The 18,809-nt window shown below is 39.3% G+C and carries 20 protein-coding genes; 10 read left to right on the top strand and 10 right to left on the bottom strand.

Annotation, left to right across the window (positions count from 1 at the left end; all coding sequences use genetic code 11):
* Positions 1-574: 574 nt before the first annotated feature.
* Both upp and der read right to left on the bottom strand, forming a co-directional pair.
* Positions 575-1,225: a uracil phosphoribosyltransferase gene (gene upp / locus ASG01_RS07650; protein WP_055862387.1), complete on the bottom strand. Its 651-nt coding sequence runs from the start codon at positions 1,223-1,225 to the stop codon at positions 575-577.
* A 76-nt stretch (positions 1,226-1,301) separates the two neighbouring features.
* Positions 1,302-2,612 carry a ribosome biogenesis GTPase Der gene (gene der, locus ASG01_RS07655; RefSeq protein WP_055862389.1) on the bottom strand — a complete coding sequence of 437 codons (1,311 nt, stop codon included), beginning with the start codon at positions 2,610-2,612 and terminating at the stop codon, positions 1,302-1,304.
* 213 nt (positions 2,613-2,825) lie between these two features.
* Here der and ASG01_RS07660 point away from each other — a divergent pair, with 213 nt between their 5' ends.
* From ASG01_RS07660 to murA, 3 genes are read left to right on the top strand one after another with little or no spacing between them, the layout of a single operon-like run.
* Entirely contained in the window at positions 2,826-3,296 is a 471-nt protein-coding gene (locus ASG01_RS07660) for a heme-binding domain-containing protein (RefSeq protein WP_055862391.1), read from the top strand.
* 43 nt (positions 3,297-3,339) lie between these two features.
* Positions 3,340-4,005 (top strand): DUF4290 domain-containing protein, encoded by a 666-nt coding sequence (locus tag ASG01_RS07665; protein WP_055862393.1) that lies wholly within the window; start codon positions 3,340-3,342, stop codon positions 4,003-4,005.
* A complete protein-coding gene (gene murA / locus ASG01_RS07670; protein ID WP_055862395.1) occupies positions 4,002-5,309 on the top strand; it encodes a UDP-N-acetylglucosamine 1-carboxyvinyltransferase in 1,308 nt (435 codons plus the stop codon). The genes ASG01_RS07665 and murA overlap by 4 nt, the downstream gene beginning before the upstream one ends.
* Positions 5,310-5,358: 49 nt before the next feature.
* Here the strand turns inward: murA and ASG01_RS07675 are convergent, their stop codons facing one another.
* Both ASG01_RS07675 and ASG01_RS07680 read right to left on the bottom strand, forming a co-directional pair.
* The gene (locus ASG01_RS07675) at positions 5,359-6,012 is read right to left on the bottom strand and encodes a YiiX/YebB-like N1pC/P60 family cysteine hydrolase (protein WP_082498324.1); all 654 of its coding nucleotides are present in this window, start codon (positions 6,010-6,012) and stop codon (positions 5,359-5,361) included.
* A complete protein-coding gene (locus tag ASG01_RS07680) occupies positions 5,990-6,445 on the bottom strand; it encodes a DUF1801 domain-containing protein (RefSeq protein WP_055862397.1) in 456 nt (151 codons plus the stop codon). The genes ASG01_RS07675 and ASG01_RS07680 overlap by 23 nt, the downstream gene beginning before the upstream one ends.
* A gap of 118 nt (positions 6,446-6,563) precedes the next feature.
* On the opposite strand from ASG01_RS07680, the gene ASG01_RS07685 reads away from it, so the two are divergent.
* From ASG01_RS07685 to murB, 3 genes are read left to right on the top strand one after another with little or no spacing between them, the layout of a single operon-like run.
* The gene (locus ASG01_RS07685) at positions 6,564-7,769 is read left to right on the top strand and encodes a pyridoxal phosphate-dependent aminotransferase (protein WP_055862399.1); all 1,206 of its coding nucleotides are present in this window, start codon (positions 6,564-6,566) and stop codon (positions 7,767-7,769) included.
* 11 nt (positions 7,770-7,780) lie between these two features.
* Positions 7,781-8,266, top strand: a complete 486-nt coding sequence (locus ASG01_RS07690) for a hypothetical protein (RefSeq protein ID WP_055862401.1) — start codon at positions 7,781-7,783, stop codon at positions 8,264-8,266.
* Positions 8,267-8,279: 13 nt separating this feature from the next.
* Positions 8,280-9,293 carry a UDP-N-acetylmuramate dehydrogenase gene (gene murB / locus ASG01_RS07695; protein ID WP_055862403.1) on the top strand — a complete coding sequence of 338 codons (1,014 nt, stop codon included), beginning with the start codon at positions 8,280-8,282 and terminating at the stop codon, positions 9,291-9,293.
* On the opposite strand, the gene ASG01_RS07700 is transcribed toward murB, so the two are convergent.
* On the bottom strand, positions 9,290-9,715 hold the full coding sequence (locus ASG01_RS07700; protein ID WP_317038769.1) for a VanZ family protein: 426 nt from the start codon (positions 9,713-9,715) through the stop codon (positions 9,290-9,292). The two genes, murB and ASG01_RS07700, sit on opposite strands and share 4 nt — an antisense overlap.
* A 52-nt stretch (positions 9,716-9,767) precedes the next feature.
* On the opposite strand from ASG01_RS07700, the gene lnt reads away from it, so the two are divergent.
* Entirely contained in the window at positions 9,768-11,408 is a 1,641-nt protein-coding gene (lnt, locus tag ASG01_RS07705) for an apolipoprotein N-acyltransferase (protein WP_055862405.1), read from the top strand.
* Between the two features lie 189 nt (positions 11,409-11,597).
* Positions 11,598-11,810 carry a hypothetical protein gene (locus ASG01_RS07710; protein ID WP_055862407.1) on the top strand — a complete coding sequence of 71 codons (213 nt, stop codon included), beginning with the start codon at positions 11,598-11,600 and terminating at the stop codon, positions 11,808-11,810.
* Between the two features lie 147 nt (positions 11,811-11,957).
* Here the strand turns inward: ASG01_RS07710 and ASG01_RS07715 are convergent, their stop codons facing one another.
* The 5 genes from ASG01_RS07715 to truA form a co-directional block, all read right to left on the bottom strand.
* Positions 11,958-12,716 carry a hypothetical protein gene (locus ASG01_RS07715; RefSeq protein ID WP_055862408.1) on the bottom strand — a complete coding sequence of 253 codons (759 nt, stop codon included), beginning with the start codon at positions 12,714-12,716 and terminating at the stop codon, positions 11,958-11,960.
* Positions 12,717-12,816: 100 nt separating this feature from the next.
* A complete protein-coding gene (locus tag ASG01_RS07720) occupies positions 12,817-13,800 on the bottom strand; it encodes a T9SS type A sorting domain-containing protein (RefSeq protein WP_055862410.1) in 984 nt (327 codons plus the stop codon).
* A gap of 107 nt (positions 13,801-13,907) precedes the next feature.
* The gene (locus ASG01_RS07725) at positions 13,908-15,659 is read right to left on the bottom strand and encodes an ABC transporter ATP-binding protein (RefSeq protein WP_055862411.1); all 1,752 of its coding nucleotides are present in this window, start codon (positions 15,657-15,659) and stop codon (positions 13,908-13,910) included.
* Positions 15,660-15,741: 82 nt separating this feature from the next.
* A complete protein-coding gene (locus tag ASG01_RS07730) occupies positions 15,742-16,086 on the bottom strand; it encodes a hypothetical protein (RefSeq protein WP_055862413.1) in 345 nt (114 codons plus the stop codon).
* 15 nt (positions 16,087-16,101) lie between these two features.
* On the bottom strand, positions 16,102-16,833 hold the full coding sequence (truA, locus tag ASG01_RS07735; protein WP_055862885.1) for a tRNA pseudouridine(38-40) synthase TruA: 732 nt from the start codon (positions 16,831-16,833) through the stop codon (positions 16,102-16,104).
* Between the two features lie 180 nt (positions 16,834-17,013).
* On the opposite strand from truA, the gene lpxK reads away from it, so the two are divergent.
* Complete coding sequence (gene lpxK, locus ASG01_RS07740; protein WP_055862415.1) at positions 17,014-18,042, top strand: tetraacyldisaccharide 4'-kinase; 1,029 nt, start codon at positions 17,014-17,016, stop codon at positions 18,040-18,042.
* A 204-nt stretch (positions 18,043-18,246) separates the two neighbouring features.
* Positions 18,247-18,759: a TlpA family protein disulfide reductase gene (locus ASG01_RS07745; protein WP_055862418.1), complete on the top strand. Its 513-nt coding sequence runs from the start codon at positions 18,247-18,249 to the stop codon at positions 18,757-18,759.
* Positions 18,760-18,809 lie beyond the last annotated feature (50 nt).

Consider the following 18,809-nt stretch of genomic DNA (forward strand, 5'->3'; position numbering starts at 1 on the left):
CCTAAACTACCAAATGTTTTTCTGAAAAAATTTCCCTTCATCAATGAAAGCAAATCCATACCCAAAACATCCAATCCCTAAATAAATCCCTCCTGCGCTTCCCGGTTTTGCCGGACTGCAAAGATAACAACTTTAACCAACATAATCCAAGAAAAAATATATTTATTTTTTCTAAAACCACATCCCTAAAATCTCCACCTCAAAAGTGCTTAATTAAGTGCTTTTCCTAAAATCTAATCAGCTCCCACTATCGGAAACCGCTCCTGCGCTTTTACCTAATCAACAAACTCTCATCCGTTTTTCAGTGCGGCAAAAGTAAGAATCTTTAAGCTGCAATTCCAACTTATCTACAATGTTTTTTTAATCCCAGACCTAAACACCTGACTTCCCGAAACAAAAATTTATATTTCTAAACAAAATCTCTTCTCAACGCAGATTGCCCGATTTACGAAGAGCCCCGCAGCCCCGATTGAAGCGACATCCTTTTGGCGAGGCGGCGAAGCGAAGCGAAGCCGACAAAGCCAAAAGATACAGCGCAAAGCGGGAAGTGTCTGCCCGAAAGAAAAAATAATTTTTAACGCTGAAGTTTCTGCCCGAAACTGAGATCGCCGGCATCACCCAAACCGGGCGTGATATAACCTTTATCTGTGAGATTTTTATCGATGACACCAGCCCAGATCTTTGCCTGCGGAAATTCTGATTTGATTGTATTTATACCTTCTTCTGATGCGACAGCAACAACGATATGAAGCTGAGATGGCGTACCGTTGGTAAGCAGATCTTTTATTGCCTCGATAAGTGAAGCGCCGGTCGCGAGCATAGGATCTGCTACGATGAGCGGACGGTTTTCGATATCCGGGCATGTAAGATAATCCTGTTTTATAGAAAAATAATCGTTGGCATCGTGCTTCCGGTAAGCCGCAACAAAACCTGCATCTGCTTTATCAAAATAATTAAGCAATCCCTGAAAAAGCGGAACTCCTGCACGTAGAATCGTTGTGATAACCGGCTGTACAGCAATTTCTACAGATGTAATTTTATCTAAAGGCGTCTGAATGTTTATTTCCCGCGTTTCCAATTCTTTGCTGATTTCATATGCTGCAATCTCTCCTATCCGCTCCATATTCCGGCGAAACCTCATTCTGTCTTTCTGAACTTCGACATCGCGAAGCTCGTTTATCCATGCATTAACCAATGAAAAATGTTTTGAAAACTCGATTACCATAATTTCAGTTTAAGTATCAAATTTAAAAATTCTAAAGCAAAAAAAATCCCCACAGATTAATCTGCGGGGAAATATTTTATTTCTGTCTGAAATAGACTTCAATAGGAACGCCCGTAAAGCCAAACTGCTTTCTGAGCTGATTTTCTGTAAACCTTTTGTACGGCTCTTTCACATACTGCGGCAGGTTGCAGAAAAATACAAACTGCGGTGACGGCGTAGGAAGCTGTACACAATATTTAATTTTAATATACTTCCCTTTATTTGCCGGCGGTGGCGTTGACTCAAAAATCGGAAGCATAATTTCGTTCAGTTTTGAAGTTTTGATCTTCATCTTGCGGGCTTCATAAACTTCCATCGCCACTTCTACAGTTCTTAGAATTCTCTGCTTTGTTAATGCGGAAACGAAAAGAATAGGAATATCGCTGAACTGTCCGATACGGTCTTTGATCGACTGTTCAAAATCGCGAACGGTATTGGTCTGTTTATTCTCCACCAAATCCCATTTGTTGACTACGATTACGATTCCTTTTCGGTTTTTCTGTGCTAGACCAAAAATATTCATATCCTGAGATTCCCAGCCGAGTGTCGCATCAACCATAATAATTACGACGTCAGAATATTCTATCGAACGGATGGAACGCATTACCGAATAAAACTCAAGATCTTCATTCACTTTAGCTTTCCTGCGCATTCCTGCGGTATCGACAAGAACAAATTCGTGTCCGAATTTATTATAAAGTGTTTGAATACTGTCCCGCGTAGTTCCTGCAACATCGGTTACAATATTTCTCTCACTGTCCAGCAACGCATTGGTCATTGTAGATTTACCTACATTCGGACGGCCGGCGATGGTGATTTTTGGTAAACCTTCAAACGGATCCTGATAATCCTTTGTCGGAAAATCTTTTACAACATCATCCAGAATTTCTCCTGTACCCGAACCCGTTGCCGAAGAAATGGTGTAATATTTATCAATTCCGAGCTGATAAAACTCAGTGGCATCAATTTCTTCTTTCGAAGAATCTACTTTATTTATAACATAATATACTTTTTTGTTTGAGCGACGCAGCAATTCGTTGATCTCATAATCAGTATCTGTAAGGCCTTCTTCCACGTTCAGCATGAAGATAATCGAAGTAGCTTCGTCTACTGCCAGCTGTACCTGTTTCGAAATTTCTTCCTGAAAAACATCTTCACTGTTTACTTCATAACCTCCAGTGTCGATTACGGTAAACTCTACTCCATTCCAGTCAGATTTTCCGTAATGACGGTCTCTGGTAACACCTGCCGTAGAATCTACGATGGCTTCTCTACGCTCTAAAAGTCGGTTAAAAAGTGTGGATTTTCCTACGTTGGGACGCCCAACGATGGCAACAATATTTGACATTAAAAAAATGTTTAATAACCCTAAAGCTTATACTCAGGATCAGATTATCAATGGGTTACTCGATCGATTCAAGCCCAATTTTTTTGCAAAGATAGACTTTTATTTCAAAAATCAATTTTAAGCAAAATATAGCACATGCGAGCAGCTGGCTTTTAAGCTAATGTAAATATCAGGCATTTATTTTGATTCAGATAAAATCTTAAAAAACATGCTATGAAAAAACTTTTGATTGTCGTACTGGTTGCATTTGTAATCATCCAGTTTTTCCCGATCGATAAAACCAATCCGCCAGTGAACGCGGGAATGGATTTTTTAAAAATTAAAACGATCGAACCTTCCACTGCAAAACTTATCCGAAATTCCTGCTACGACTGCCACAGCAACGAAACGCGGTATCCGTGGTACGCAAGTCTGGCTCCAAGCTCGTGGATTATCAAAAATCATATTGAAGAAGCCCGAAAAGAATTAAATTTCTCGACATTCGCAACGTACGAGCCTTCCAGACAAATCAAAAAAATGGAAGAGGCATCAGAAATGATAGAAAAGAAAGAAATGCCATTAGAATCGTATTTTATTGGTCATCAGGATGCAAAACTTACCGATGCGCAACGTAAAGAACTGGTTGATTTTTTCAGGAAAGAAATTCAGGACACAAAGATTAAAAATTGGCAAAGCGCGCGCTGAGAGATATAAAAAAGTAGTCGATTAATCATTATATTTGCAGTCTATGGAATACAATACCCAAAAAAACCAGCTGAATATGCCTGAATACGGCAGAATAATACAGATGCTGGTAGAGCGATGCAAAGAACTGCCGACTAAAGAAGAACGCAATGAAATGGCCGCTGCAATCATTGATTTTATGGGTCAGAGAAACCCATCGCTGAGAGACGAAGAAAATTACAAGCATAAACTTTGGGATCATTTATATATACTGTCCGGTTACGATCTGGATGTAGATTCCGCCTATCCATTCCCAACTGAGGAGGAATTGAGCGAGAAGCCAAACCGTATGGAATACCCGAAACTTCAGGGCGATTTTAAATTTTACGGAAAAAGTATTCTTCAGTTAATAGAAAAAGCAATAGAACTCGAGCCAGGCGACGAAAAAGAAGCACTGATCGAGGTAATTGCCAATAATATGAAGAAATCTTATAATGTATATAATAAGGAACATGTAAGCGATGATGTGATTTTCAGACATCTTAAAGAACTTTCAGAAAACCGTCTTGATCTGACCGGTATTGAGTCTTTGGATAAAAGTAAGATCTACTACGCAAGTACCAACCGCAACAATACACACAAAAGTACCGGCGGAAGAAATCAATCGGGCACAAGCAATAACAATTTAAACAAAAGAAGATTCAACAGCAACAATAAGAACAGACGATGAGCGGAACATTTCAGATACGAGGAGGAAAAAGACTGCATGGCGAAATAACGCCGCAGGGTGCCAAAAATGAAGCGCTGCAGATTCTGTGCGCTGTACTTTTGACTGATGAAGAAGTGAGAATAAAGAATATTCCGGATATTCATGATGTAAACAGGCTGATAGAAATTCTTGGTGATTTTGGCGTAAAAGTGACCAAAAACGCGCACGGAGATTTTACTTTTATAGCAGACACTGTCAATTTTGATTACATAAAATCTGAAGAATTTAAACGTGACGGTGCCAAACTGCGCGGCTCAATCATGTTACTTGGCCCAATGCTCGCAAGATATGGTGAGGCGTATATGCCAACTCCTGGTGGTGACAAAATCGGCAGACGACGTCTGGATACGCATTTTCAGGGATTGGTAGAACTTGGCGCAGAATTTCATTACGATGAAGACGAATATTTTTATTCTTTAAAAGCTAAAGAACTTAACGGAAAATTTATTCTTCTCGAGGAAGCTTCTGTCACCGGAACGGCTAATATTGTGATGGCAGCTGTTTTAGCAAAAGGTAAAACACAGATTTATAACGCCGCATGCGAACCTTATCTTCAGCAGCTTTGCAAAATGCTCAACAGAATGGGCGCAAAAATCGAAGGCATAGGTTCAAATCTTTTAAAAATTGAAGGCGTAAGTCATCTCGGAGGTACAGAACATACGATGCTTCCCGATATGGTGGAAATCGGCTCGTGGATTGGTCTCGCGGCGATGACGAAGTCTGAAATCACCATCAAAAACGTCAACTGGAACGAGCTTGGCGTGATCCCAAATACGTTCAGAAAAATAGGTATTGAGCTTGAGCAAAGCGGTGACGATATTTACATTCCGTCTCAGGAACATTATAAAATTCAGAAATTTATTGACGGCAGCATTCTTACCGTTTCAGATGCACCCTGGCCAGGATTTACGCCGGATTTACTTTCAATCATTTTAGTTGTGGCAACTCAGGCGAAAGGAAGTCTTTTGATTCACCAGAAAATGTTTGAATCGAGATTGTTTTTCGTTGATAAATTAATTGATATGGGCGCGCAGATTATTTTATGCGATCCGCACCGTGCGACCGTTATTGGATTAAATCAGGAAACACCTCTTCGCGGAACAACAATGGTTTCGCCAGACATCCGTGCAGGAAACGCACTTTTAATAGCAGCACTTTCTGCAGAAGGGAAATCAATTATCCACAACATAGAGCAGATCGACCGCGGATACGAAAATATTGACGGAAGACTGAAAGCCATCGGTGCCGATATCGAAAGAATTTAAACTGAAACATTTTAAATAAAAAAAACGTGCAGAGAAATCCGCACGTTTTTTATTTGATCTCGCCAATTCTCTCCAGTTTATCGGATGCTGCCAAACCGTTTGGATTACAGCCCAGCTCGCCTTCCGGAACTTTGAGATTTTTTTTACTGTAAAAATTTTGCCAGTATGCGTTGGTTTTTCCGGTTTTAGGATCGATGAAAGTCATTGGTTCCAGTTTAAAAATATGATTTTCTCTAAATGATCTCTCAATAAAATCTGAGCAGTAATAGCTGTTTTCATTTAAGATATAATCGAAATTATAAGGTTTCCCCAGAAGCGAATTGGCTTTTGAAATTGCTTCAGGAATACTTTTCTGATATTCCGGTTTCAGCCGATATGCAAAAACTTTCTGACCTTCAGCTTTCTGATCTTTTTTAAAATCTTTCAAAGTCTGCTTTTGCGAACCACCATTTGGCGCAGCATGAAGCACAAAAACGCCGCTGTTATTTCTTTCTACAATTCCGATGTGATCGAATGAAGCATTTTGCTGTGTCTGCGTGACACTGTTGATCGCGCCCGAAAGTCCGGTATTTTTTGCTGTTACAAACAGAAAATCACCATTTTTTAAAACTGAAGAAACAGACGTTTTGCAGCTTAAGACTAATAATAAAACAAAAAATCCGAAGAAAAAACGGACGAGATTATTTTTTGAAATTTTTCTCATAAACGGCAATCCATTCTTCAGCGGACATTTTTTTACTTAATTCGGCGATCAGTTCAAAAGGAATATCATCCGGTTTTTTGAATCGGATGCATGATTTTCCCATATCCAGTTTTTTCTTTGAATGTTTCGGAAATTCTTCTACAAACCAGTTTAAAAGTTCGGGTTTCGCATAAATCCCCATATGATAAAGCGCGATAAAGTTTTTCTGTGACGCCATAGCGAGAAAAGGCAGCGGAGAACCTGGCGTACAGTGATAACCGGCCGGATAAATTTCCAAAGGAACGACCCAGTTAATCATTCCGCCAGACATCGAAACTTCAAAATTCTGGGGAATATTTTTGTTTAAGGTTTCAAAAAGCTTTTGAAAAGCTTTTTGACGATCTTCAGGAATCTGCTTTAGGTATTCGTCAAAAGACGGTGCGGTAATCTGCATGATTTTTTATTTCAAAAATAGTAAAAAGAAAAGATTGAAGGCTAAAAATACTTTCCGTGGCAATGTGACAGACCGCTCGCAAATAATTTCTTATTTTTGCATGCAAATATTGTAATCAATGCCAAATATCTCAAACAGAGCCCAGCATATGCCGGCTTCACCCGTACGGAAGCTTGTTCCTTTTGCCCTGAAAGCGAAACAAAGAGGAACCAAAGTATATCACCTGAATATCGGCCAGCCCGACATCGAAACTCCGGAAACGGCTCTTACCGCTTTGAAGAATATTGACCTTAAAGTGCTTGAATACGCGCTTTCTGAAGGAAATATTGAATACAGACAGGCTCTTACCGATTACTATCATTCACTGGATTTTACCGACATCACGCCAGATAATTTTATTGTGACCAATGGCGGATCAGAAGCTTTGAATTTTGCGATTTCTACGCTTTGTGATGATGGTGACGAAGTGATTATTCCGGAGCCTTACTACGCCAATTACAACGGTTTTACCAATACGTTTAATGTAAATGTTGTGGCAATTCCATCAACCATTGATACCGGTTTTGCATTACCTCCGATCGCTGATTTTGAGAAAAAAATTACAGCACGCACAAGAGCAATTGTAATCTGTAATCCTGGAAATCCTACTGGTTATCTGTATACAAGAGAAGAACTGCAGCAGCTGACTGATCTTGCATTGAAGTATGATATCGTTGTGATTTCTGATGAAGTGTACCGCGAATATGTATACGACGGAAAACAGCAAATCTCAATGCTTGCATTCCCTGAATTGAGTGAAAACTGCATCATCATTGATTCTGAATCTAAAAGATATTCTATGTGTGGCGTAAGAATCGGCTGTCTTCTTACAAGATCAAAAAAAATACGTGATGCGGCAATGCTTTTTGCTCAGGCAAGATTAAGTCCGGTACTTTTAGGCCAGATTGCGGCGACTGCGGCACACCAAAATGACGGCGCTTACATCCGATCGGTTCGCGAAGAATATACGCACAGAAGAAATGTTTTGGTGGATTTATTAAATGAAATTCCGGGTGTGATTTGTCCGAAACCTAAAGGTGCATTTTACTGTGTGGCGGAACTTCCTGTAGATGATACCGAAAAATTTGCACAATGGCTGCTTGAAAAATTTACTTTTAGAAACGAAACGATTATGGTGGCTCCGGCCGGCGGTTTCTACAGCGATCCTGAACTCGGAAAAAAACAAGTAAGAATCGCTTATGTTTTAAAAGAACAGGATTTGAGAAGAAGTGTCGAAATCTTAAAAGCTGCCCTTTCTCAGTACAAACTTGAATTTACCATTTAAAATATTTAACAATGAAATCAGCAGTAAGAAATAACATGGCGAAAATTTTCGGTGCAGTATTTTTACTGCTGGTTTTCTTTTCCTGTATGCAGAAAAATACTACTTCTGTCACAAAAAATTCTGGCGAAGAAATCCTTTCTCTCACTTATTCGAATGTTGGCGGAATGCAGGGTTCGTACCGCACTTTTACCGCAACAAAAGATTCGATAAAGTTTGAAAACGGACAGTCGGTAAATAATATTCACAAAGAATGGCGCGCAAAAATGTCTCCTGAAAACTGGAAAAAACTCACCTCGACGCTGGATGTGAAAACGTTAAGCAAAATCACCAGTTCGCCAAGTATGCAGCCTGTAGACGGGATCGACGAAACTTTCAAAGTGAATACAACAAGAAAAACGCAGGTTTTTGTCAATTCCTACAACGACAAAATTAATTACAGTCAGCTTCAAAACCTGAAAACGAAGTTTGAAAAAATGCTTCCGAAAGAATATAAATAACGTTCTGCATCACATGATTCTTGAAAACTTTTCGCTCAAAAACTTCAATACTTTTGGTGTTGATGCTAAAACCAGATATTTTACAGAAGTATATTCGGTTGATGAACTGAAAGAAGCGATACATTTTGCACACGAAAAATCGCTGGAAGTTTTATTTCTCGGTGGCGGAAGCAATATTCTCTTTACAAAGGATTTCGGAGGTTTGGCTGTAAAGCTTAATTTAATTGGAATTTCAGTAAAAGAGATCAGTGACAATGAAGTTTTGGTTACGGCAAAATCCGGTGAAAACTGGCATCAGCTGGTTCGTTTTTGCTTGACTAAAAATTTTGGCGGACTCGAAAATCTGTCATTGATTCCCGGAAATGTGGGAACTTCTCCTATGCAGAATATTGGTGCGTACGGAACCGAAATAAAAGATGTGTTTGAAAGCTGTACGGTTTTAAATCTCGAAACTTTGGAAACTGAGATTTTTGATCTTGAAAAATGTAAATTTGGCTACCGTGATTCAATTTTTAAACAGGAAAAAGGAAAATACATCATTCTTGAAGTTACTTTTAAACTGACCAGAAAAAATCATAGCATCAATGTAGAATATGGCGCAATTCAGTCCGAACTTCAGAAAAAAAACATAACGAAGCCGACAATTCAGGATGTTTCTGCCGCAGTAATCAGAATCAGACAAAGCAAACTGCCAGATCCGAAAATTACAGGAAATGCAGGAAGCTTCTTTAAAAATCCGACGATTCCTAAGACTCAATTTTTAGGATTAAAAGAAAAATTCACAGAAATCCCCGGTTACGAAAACGGTGATTTTGTGAAAGTTCCAGCTGGCTGGCTTATCGAGCAATGCGGATGGAAAGGGAAACAAATAGACAATGTCGCTTCCAATCCTCTTCAGGCACTCGTTTTGGTGAACGCTACAGGACATGCTTCCGGCAGAGAGATTTTTGATTTTTCTGACATGATTATTCAGTCGGTAAAGAAGAAATTTGGAATTGAACTGGAACGTGAAGTGAATATTATCTAAGCTCTTTTAATATCTATTCTCTGATCTAAAAACCGATAGATTTTCCAGCCGAGAAAAACCCCAAACGTATTGAGAATGATATCATCGATCTCAAAAATCCCCATTCTCGTAAAATACTGCAGACCTTCTACAATTGTGATGGCAGAGACAAATGCATAGAGTAAATTTCGCAGGTTTTTAAGTTTCGGAAACACCCAGCCGAGAAATCCAAAAGGCATAAACATCACCACATTTCCGACTACGATTTTTACAATATCCAGCCAGCGAACTGTATCTTTTATAAAATTTACAGTCGACAAAACAGGCTCAATTCTGATCACATTCATCTCATACTGCGATCTTCCCATGCCCAGAAACATGAGGTACAGAAGGAAAACCGTATACGGGAAAATTAATATTCTGTAGGATTTCTTTAGCAGCATTTGCAAATGTATTCATTTCAAAAGCATTAAATTTGATGGGTAAAATATTTTCATGAAATACATATTTCTTTCGCTTATCTCGGCCATGCTTTTATCAATTTCGTGGCCTACGTACGGCATTCCGTTTTTTATATTTATTGCATTGGTTCCACTGCTTATAATGGAACATGATATTTCGAAGTTTTCTAGTTTGAAAAGAAAAGGAGGATCGATTTTCGGTCTTACCTATCTCTGCTTTGTGATCTGGAATATTGTCACGACAGGTTGGCTCTATGAAGCGAGAAATCCGGATGGAAGTCATTCGCTTTTTGCGGTGGTTTTTCCGGTTTTGGTCAATTCGCTTTTATATTCGCTCGTTTTTCAGTGCTATCACTGGTACAAAAATGCGCAGGGAACATATTGGGGACTTGCTTTTTTTGTGGCCTTCTGGATGTGTTTTGAGAAGTTTCATCTCTCGTGGGAACTCACCTGGCCATGGCTGAATCTTGGAAATGCATTTTCAGATTTTCCAAAACTTATCCAGTGGTATGATACTTTGGGTGCAACAGGCGGCAGTTTCTGGATTCTTTTAATCAATGTTTTTATATTTTACACGATCAGAATTTATCAGGCAGGAAGAAAAAGGAAAAGTCTGGTGGTCAATATTTCCATTATTTCGGCTTTGATTTTTTTACCGATGATTATTTCTTTGGTAAAATATAATCAGTTTGATGAAAAACCTGTCGGTGAAGTAAGCGTTTTGATGCTGCAGCCAGATCTCGATCCGTATTCTGAAAAATATTCCCAAGACAGCCTTACAATTCAAAATGATCTTTTAAATCTTGCCGAAGCCAATTCTAAAGGAAAAATCGATTATTACATCGCTCCGGAAACGGCGCTTCCCGGGAACGGCTCTTTTTCTGAAACTGCTTTAGACCGAAGCACCGTTTTATTTAATGTAAAGAATTTTTTGAAGCAGCATCCGGGATCGGTTTTTGCGACCGGCGCGTCATCGCACAGAATTTTTAAAGAAGAGAAAAACCTTCCCAAAGAAGCGTATCAGATTGCACCGATGTCGTGGAAAGTCAATTACAATACCGCAATTCAGCTTTCTCCCGATCAGCCGATATTGGTTTATCATAAAGGAAAACTGGTTCCCGGCGTTGAAATTTTCCCATACATCAGTGTTTTAAAACCACTTTTAGGAAATGCGATGCTTGATCTTGGCGGTACAGTGGCGTCGCTGGGAATAGATAAAGAGCGCGTAGCCTTTTCTAATCCATATAATAAAGGCAAACTTGCTCCGATTATTTGCTACGAAAGTATTTACGGAGAATTTACCGCAGAATATGTTCGGAAAGGAGCCAATTTTCTCGCGATCATGACCAATGATTCCTGGTGGGGCGTTTCTGAAGGTCACAAACAGTTGCTATCTTATGCTAAACTTCGTGCCATTGAAACAAGACGGGAAATTGCACGCGCTGCCAACAGTGGAATTTCTGCACATATCGACGCAAGAGGAGAAATCATAGAAGATACTTTTTACGGCGACAAAACGGCACTGTATGCTAAAGTGAAACTGTATGAAGGCGAAACATTTTATGTGAAAGCCGGCGATTTCCTTACAAGGATCTGCACTTTCGCAGTTGGATTTTTATTTTTCTATTGGTTATTCACATTTTTGCAGGAAAAATATAAATCACGAAAAGTTTAATTTCATCAAACTGCGCAAAGAATCTCGTATCATTTAAACAAAAATCCTCAATAATTGCTGAATTTCTGAAATATTAGTTGTTTGTTAAGAAAATTTTGCTAAATTTAATCTATAATTAACATTGCGTTAACACAAGTAGGTGCGCAATTTGTTATACAGTTATTTCTTAATTTTAAAAACATATGTGTAATGAATACTATTCAGGATGAATTTCAGACATTTAGTCAAGAACTCAAAAAATTAAATATCGATGTACAGCGTGTAGAAAAAGCTGGAAACGGCAGCATGGATTTTCATGAAGTTTTCTATAAATCACCAAGATACAACGAAGTAAAATCGGTATATGTACAAAGACGAACGCTCGATACGCTGCTGGAAAAATTCCGCGAAGTGTACAGCTAAAAAATAAAAATGCGTTTCAAGTATTCTGAAACGCATTTTTTATTTAAGAATAAACGTAAAATTTAAACGGCAAAATTTTTCGAACTTTTATCAGGACAAAAAAGCATTTCCAACTTTCCGGAAATGCTTTTTTATATGTGTTTAAATTTAAAATCTGTAACCAAGCGACAAGCCGCTTCGGAAACCAGCCCAAGGTCCGTCAACATTGATGGTCGCCCCTGACGAATTTGTCTGTACTGTGTAATCTACGTACGGAATATCAAGCTTTTCGATTTCAGCTTTCAGCTGAGCCTGCATTTCCGGTGTAAGTACAACATTTCCGCTGAGAACAAAATCACCTGTACCCTTTCCATAATGTGCGCCTGCGATCCAAAAATCGAGAACAAAAGTCTGGCTTTTATTAAGGAAAAACTGCGCACCAACCATCAGTCCGCCGCTGTTTCCGGTTGTGTCACCACTTCCTTTCAAAGGAATCGGAATGTTCACATTGTTCGCCGCCATGTAATCGTAAATAAAATCAAACGTATTAGACGTCACTTTAGAATAACGGTAATAAGGCGCAATGTAGAAACCTTTGCCAAAACCCTGACCTAAATAAAACCTTGGCTCTATCGTAAAGTTGCTGGCTTTTGCCTCAAGATTTTTAAATCTCGCTTCGTCATCATCATCCAGAATACTGTTCATAAAGGGAATTTTTCCTTCGGGCATAATTCCAAAACCGACATTCACTGAGAACCAGCGGTTGATTGATCTTTCGTACGAAAGATTGATGTTTCTGAAGATGTAGCCGGTAACATTGGTTTTAATAATGTTCATCTTTGGTGCAACCACCGCTACTTCTTCTTCCTGTGCTTTTAGACCTGAGAAAGCGAAAAGCACAAATGCAATGAGGGAGAGTTTTTTCATAAAATCTGGTTTATCAATTTATATTAAATTTAAAAATTATAATTAAAAAATCGCTCATAAATTTTATAAGCGATTTTTTATTTTACATTTTCACAAAAAATTATTTTTTGATGAATTTTATACTTTCAGAGCTTACCTTTTCACCGGAAATTTCAATAAAATACGATGATACAGGCAGTTCTGAAACTTCCACAACACCAGATTTTACATCTGAAGATTTGATCAGTTTGCCGTCAAGACTGTAGATGTTTGCTTTTTTGTATTGCGAAAGATCTCCCTTGATGAACAGCTGATCCTGCACCGGATTGGGATAAATCTGCAGCGACTTTTTCTTTAAATCATTCGAAAGCGTGCTCAGGAAAGCTTCATTCAAAGCCTGCGCGCCGTTCGTCGACTGGTTAACTCCTAATACTGCCACCACGATGCTTCCTTCAGTAGATGTAAGAATCGGGAATTTGCGGATGTTATCGTAATATGTGTACGAAGTATTGGTAATTGTTCCAGGAACCAAACCGCCGATAAGAAGAGCAAAATTCTGCACAGATTTTACGCGCAAAATATTTGTATACGTTTTTGCACCGATTGTTAAAGTTCCGGTCGCATCAGCATTGGTTACGATAGTCCCACTGAATGTACCGGAAATGGTACTGCTGGTAAATGTTCCTGCAGCCGTATCGGTATTGGTAAAGCCAAACGTTGTAGGATAAGTCATCGCCGTACCGTTGTTGGAAATAAAATTAAGCGTGGCATCCGCAGTCACCAAAGCAGTAATTTCAAGTTTTGTCGAAGTCTGCTTATAAAAAACCGTAGTTCCGCCGTTTACCAGTTTCAAAGTACTTCCCGGATACGTTACGATTTCTGAAGCAAGAGGTGTTGAATAAACATTGGGAGCAGCTACGCCCTGAGTAACATTAGGGTTGGCAAATGTCGAATTCGCTCCGGTCGGCGTATTGTTCACCGTTCCGTTGATCAGCACATTGTTAGCCGTTTCACCTGCAATGGGATCGTTAAAAGCTTTTGTAATAGTGGTTTGCGCCTGCAAAAGACCGCAGAAAGCAGTCAAAAGAAGTAAAGTTTTTTTCATATCTTTTTTTTGTAAAGATACTTAAAAAACATAGGGCACGTCATTTTATTTCATGCGTGAGATCATAATAAATAGCAGGTTACCTTTGAGTAAAATTCGCTTCTAAATCAAGATTTCTCATCCAGCTCGATTTCCTTTCGTAATTGGGATCTGTAAAGAGTAGCATAATATCCGTTTATATTCAGCAAATCACTGTGGTTGCCTTCTTCCACTATTTTTCCCTGATCCATCACAATAATCTTATCGGCTTTTTCAATGGTTGAAAGTCGGTGGGCAATGATAATCGAGGTACGGTTTTTCGTTATTTTTTCGGTCGCCCGCTGAATCAGTTTCTCACTTTCATGATCTATCGAGGAAGTCGCTTCATCCAGAATCAGAATTTTAGGATCAGAAAGATACGCTCTCAAAAACGACAGGAGCTGTCGCTGCCCGAGTGAAATGGAAGATCCGCGCTCGCTTACGATATACTCATAACCGCCGGGAAGGCTTTCAATAAAATCATCAACTTCAATTTCCCGCGCACCGGCTTTTATTTGTTCTAAAGTTATTTCTTCATTTCCGAAAGTGAGATTTTCAAAAATGCTTCCGTGAAAAAGAAAGACATCCTGTAAAACCACGCCAATATGACTTCGAAGACAGTACAGTTCATAATCGCGAACCTCAATATCATCAATCAGAATTTTTCCTGAGGTGATGTCGTAAAGTCTTGTGATTAAACTGATTATTGTAGATTTACCGGCACCCGTTGCACCTACAATCGCGACTGTTTCACCAGGATTTACTTTAAAATCTATTCCTTTTAAAACTTCCTGCTTATCGTCGTAGGCAAAATGCACATCCTGAAATTCTATTTTTCCTTCAAAATGATCTTTAGAAACCGTGCCTTTATTTTCCATCGCATAATCTTCGTCCATCACGCCCAAAACACGCTCGGCACCCACAATTCCCCTTTGAATATTATTAAAACGGTCGGCAATCTGCCGTAAAGGACGAATTAGCATCGATATATATTGAATGAAAGCGATTACTGCACCGGCTTTAATGGTGATAAATCCGCCGTAGAAAAGAATAAAACCAATAAATAAGGAGGAAATCAACTCAACAACCGGGAAAAAAAGCGAGAATATAAATACTGTTTTCAAAAGCGCGCCTTTCAGTGTGATATTGATTTCATCAAATTTCTCAAATTCAGCTTTTTGTCGGTTAAACACCTGAATAATCGGCATTCCGGCAAGCCGTTCCTGTACAAACGAGTTTTGATTGGCCGTCCACGTTCTCTCGTCGCCAAATGCTTTCTTTAATCTTTTCTGAAAAAACCGTGTAATGATTACCATTAAAGGTAGAATCGCCAATGTGATGTAACTGAGATGAACATCGGTATTAAACATCATTACGAGCACAAATACGATTCGCAGAATGTCTCCGAAAACCATTAAAAACCCGTCGGTATAAACCGTGGCAATGGTTTCAACATCGCCTACAGCACGCGTCACCAATTGTCCGATCGGCGTTTTATCAAAGAAGGAAGTCCGGAAATAAATCAGTTTATCGTAGAGCCGCTCGCGGATGTCACGGATTACGTTTTGCGAAATAAAATTTGAAAAATAAACCAGGAAAAAATTCAGGAAAGTTTCCGCAGCAACCAACGCAACCAAAATATACACGTGCTTCATCAGAAGCGCTTTGTCTTTGAGCGCGGTGATATCCTGATCGACAATAATCATCGTGAGATACGGCCGGTACGTAGAAACCATCGCCAATGCAATGGATATTATTAAGGTAAAAATAAACCAGGACCGGAATTTCATCCCGATAAAAAACAGTCTTTTTATAATGTCCCAGGTATCTTGCTTTTTCATTGATCTGAATTGAAGAAAAATTTGCTACGCAAAAATACGGCTTTTAAAACGGTAAACAAAGACGGCAATAATCAGCCGATGATTATCGGTTTTCTTTTTGGCCGATTTGATCGATTTCGTAGGCGGGTTTTTTGAGATCTTCTTTTTGCAATCTGTTTTCAAGAATTTTATAGCCGCCGTACACTGCAGCAACCGCAATGATCCAGCTTACGAAATTGAGGCCGGAAATCCCCGTGTAATTATTTTCGTCTACAAAATTTGGGTTGGTCAGTGCTTCATAAATTCCATATGCAAAAAGGAAAAATACCTGAAAACCGAGATATATACCTAATGCCAACAGGCCAAAATGCCATTTGGTTTTGCCAAAACGCTCAGCAAGGTTAGCGTAATATCGGTACGCAACGATCATAATAAAAATAGAAATCATCTGTGTTTATATATTTTAAAAGTCGTAGCCAACGTCTACAAGAAACAGGCCTTGCGCGGGCGCAGAGGTTCCGGCGGCATTGCGGTTTTTATCTTCAATTATTTTTCGGAGTTCATTCGGTTGAATTTTTCCTGCACCAATATCAACCATCGTTCCAACGATTGCACGCACCATATTTCTGAGAAAGCGGTTTGCAGAGACGGTAAATTTCAGTTCGCTGCCCGTCTGTTCCCATTCTGCTCTGTACATTTTGCAGAAATTGGTTTTGTTGTCGGTGTGCAGTTTCGCGAAGCTGGTAAAATCTTCATACCCGAATAAAATTTTACAGGCTTCGTTCATTTTTTCCACGTCGATTTTTCTCCGCCAAAGCTGCCACGCAGAATCCTGTGTAAAAGGATTCTTTTCTAATGAAATAAAATATTCATAAGTACGGAACGTCGCATCAAAACGCGCATGAAAATCATCGCGTACTTTAAAAATCTTCTGCACCGCAATATCAGCCGGCAAAAAGCTGTTCAGCTGATGAACGAGATGCTCATTTAAAGGAGAATCAACATCAAAATGCGCAAACATTTTTTTGGCATGAACGCCGGTATCGGTGCGTCCCGCTGCTGTTGTTTTGATTTCGCTTCTCAAAATGATAGAAAGTGCACGCTCGAGTTCCTGTTGCACAGAGATTTCTTTAGGCTGAATCTGATAGCCAAAATAGTTTTTTCCGTGGTACGAAAACTGTACGAAATATCTCAAAACAGAGGTAAAATAAAAGTGTGGTGATGAAAACTTCACGTGCAGAACCGCACCGAAATCTATGCAGCAAAAGTAAGGTAAATTAATGATAATAAACTTCTTTAAAATGAAATTTATCACAGAAAACTCAGCTGTTTTTATCCTGATTCTCACTTCAAAATTCCTTATTTTTGCCACCGTATGAAAAGATGGTATCTCTATCCTTTTTCTTTGGGTTATCGCTTTGTGACTTCGGCTCGCAATACGCTGTATGATCTGAGGATTTTTAAATCTACAAAATTCAGTACGCCTGTCATTAATGTGGGCAATCTTTCTGTGGGCGGAAGCGGAAAATCGCCGATGGTGATGTACCTCGCGAAGTTTCTTTCTAAAAAATACAGAACCGGCGTACTGTCCCGCGGCTACGGCAGACTCACGAAAGGATATGACGTTACCAATTACGAAAGCAATTATAAAACGGTCGGCGACGAGGCGATGCAGCTTTTTGAGCGTTTTAAAAACCGTTTTGTAATCGCAGTTTCCGAAGAAAGAGTGCCCGGAGCCAAAAAGGTGATTGAGGATATGGATCTTGATGTGCTTATTTTAGATGATGCCATGCAGCACCGCGCGATTCATCCTGGCTTTACCATTCTGATGACCGATTACAATGATCCTTATTTTAAAGATTATCTGCTCCCGGCGGGCGATCTTCGCGAATCAAGAAACGGTGCACAGCGTGCTGACGTTATTATGGTAAGCAAATGTCCGGATGAACTGACTGAAGAAAAGAAACAGTATTACATCTCCAGAATCAAACCGTCGCCATCGCAGAAAGTATTTTTTTCTTCGATTGGCTATGACGAGAATGTCTATTCTAAAGAAAAAATGCTGCCCGATAACAATCTGAATTATTACGATATTCTGCTCATTACCGGAATTGCCAACCCGAAACCTCTGCTCAGTCATCTCGGAAGATTTTCAAAGCGCGTAAAACATCTGAAATACCGTGATCATCACAATTTCTCGGAAGCTGATATTAAAGAAATCCTTACCGAATACAACAAACTCGGCGAGTACAGAATCATTCTTACCACCGAGAAAGATTATGTACGGCTCAAAACCTACGACAGTCTCCGCCAGATCATGTACTATTGGCCGATTAATGTCGTCATCGACCGAAAGGAAGATTTCAACAAAATCATTATAGACTACATCACGAAAAACAAATAAATCAAAGTCTGCTGCCAATTCAGCAGACTTTTTTTATGGCTGAAGAAGATAAAATCAATCTTTATAATATGGTATTTTGCAAACTCTTCTTTAGATTTGCATCTGAATTTTAAAGGGAATTAAATCTTGATGTTTTGTGAAGGTCAGTTTTGATGTAGATAAAACGGATTTCATACAACCTTTAAAAACAATAATTACTTAGATATGAAAAATATATTCACCGTATTGCTGCTCGCGGTTTTCACACTGGGCTGTTCACAGAAAAAACCTGCTGTTGATAAGAAAGCATTTACACAAAGCGCACTTTCGCAGAAACTCCAGGATAAGGATGGAAAAAGCATTACCGTAAAAGAAATTCTGGCTGCACACAAAGGCAAAACAGTCGTGCTCGATTTCTGGGCCGGCTGGTGCAAAGACTGTCTGAAAGCTTTGCCGAAAGCTAAAGAACTCGAAGCAAATAATCCCGATGTCGATTTTGTGTATCTGTCGCTGGAGCGTTCACCGGAAGGTTTTGAAAAAAGTCTTGCACGCTGGGAAATGAAGGAAAAGGAAAATTACTGGTTTTCTACCGGCTGGAAAAACGATTTCAACAACTACATCGAGCTCAACTGGATTCCGAGGTACATGGTCATCAGCCCAGATTCACAGATTGCACTCTACTACTCTATTTCGCCGGAAGACCCGGAAATCCAGAAGACAATTGATCTTTTAAAATAGTTTTATCTGAAACAAAATCAGGCAGTATCATCCGGTACTGCTTTTTTATT

The sequence above is a fragment of the Chryseobacterium sp. Leaf180 genome, from assembly GCF_001424585.1.
Classification (GTDB): Bacteria; Bacteroidota; Bacteroidia; order Flavobacteriales; family Weeksellaceae; genus Chryseobacterium.

Bases quoted from the DNA above. Each gene is read 5' to 3' on its own strand.
- upp (WP_055862387.1), bottom strand. From the start codon at position 1,225: ATGGTAATCGAGTTTTCAAAACATTTTTCATTGGTTAATGCATGGATA.
- der (WP_055862389.1), bottom strand. From the start codon at position 2,612: ATGTCAAATATTGTTGCCATCGTTGGGCGTCCCAACGTAGGAAAATCC.
- ASG01_RS07660 (WP_055862391.1), top strand. From the start codon at position 2,826: ATGAAAAAACTTTTGATTGTCGTACTGGTTGCATTTGTAATCATCCAG.
- ASG01_RS07665 (WP_055862393.1), top strand. From the start codon at position 3,340: ATGGAATACAATACCCAAAAAAACCAGCTGAATATGCCTGAATACGGC.
- murA (WP_055862395.1), top strand. From the start codon at position 4,002: ATGAGCGGAACATTTCAGATACGAGGAGGAAAAAGACTGCATGGCGAA.
- ASG01_RS07675 (WP_082498324.1), bottom strand. From the start codon at position 6,012: ATGAGAAAAATTTCAAAAAATAATCTCGTCCGTTTTTTCTTCGGATTT.
- ASG01_RS07680 (WP_055862397.1), bottom strand. From the start codon at position 6,445: ATGCAGATTACCGCACCGTCTTTTGACGAATACCTAAAGCAGATTCCT.
- ASG01_RS07685 (WP_055862399.1), top strand. From the start codon at position 6,564: ATGCCAAATATCTCAAACAGAGCCCAGCATATGCCGGCTTCACCCGTA.
- ASG01_RS07690 (WP_055862401.1), top strand. From the start codon at position 7,781: ATGAAATCAGCAGTAAGAAATAACATGGCGAAAATTTTCGGTGCAGTA.
- murB (WP_055862403.1), top strand. From the start codon at position 8,280: ATGATTCTTGAAAACTTTTCGCTCAAAAACTTCAATACTTTTGGTGTT.
- ASG01_RS07700 (WP_317038769.1), bottom strand. From the start codon at position 9,715: ATGCTGCTAAAGAAATCCTACAGAATATTAATTTTCCCGTATACGGTT.
- lnt (WP_055862405.1), top strand. From the start codon at position 9,768: ATGAAATACATATTTCTTTCGCTTATCTCGGCCATGCTTTTATCAATT.
- ASG01_RS07710 (WP_055862407.1), top strand. From the start codon at position 11,598: ATGAATACTATTCAGGATGAATTTCAGACATTTAGTCAAGAACTCAAA.
- ASG01_RS07715 (WP_055862408.1), bottom strand. From the start codon at position 12,716: ATGAAAAAACTCTCCCTCATTGCATTTGTGCTTTTCGCTTTCTCAGGT.
- ASG01_RS07720 (WP_055862410.1), bottom strand. From the start codon at position 13,800: ATGAAAAAAACTTTACTTCTTTTGACTGCTTTCTGCGGTCTTTTGCAG.
- ASG01_RS07725 (WP_055862411.1), bottom strand. From the start codon at position 15,659: ATGAAAAAGCAAGATACCTGGGACATTATAAAAAGACTGTTTTTTATC.
- ASG01_RS07730 (WP_055862413.1), bottom strand. From the start codon at position 16,086: ATGATTTCTATTTTTATTATGATCGTTGCGTACCGATATTACGCTAAC.
- lpxK (WP_055862415.1), top strand. From the start codon at position 17,014: ATGAAAAGATGGTATCTCTATCCTTTTTCTTTGGGTTATCGCTTTGTG.
- ASG01_RS07745 (WP_055862418.1), top strand. From the start codon at position 18,247: ATGAAAAATATATTCACCGTATTGCTGCTCGCGGTTTTCACACTGGGC.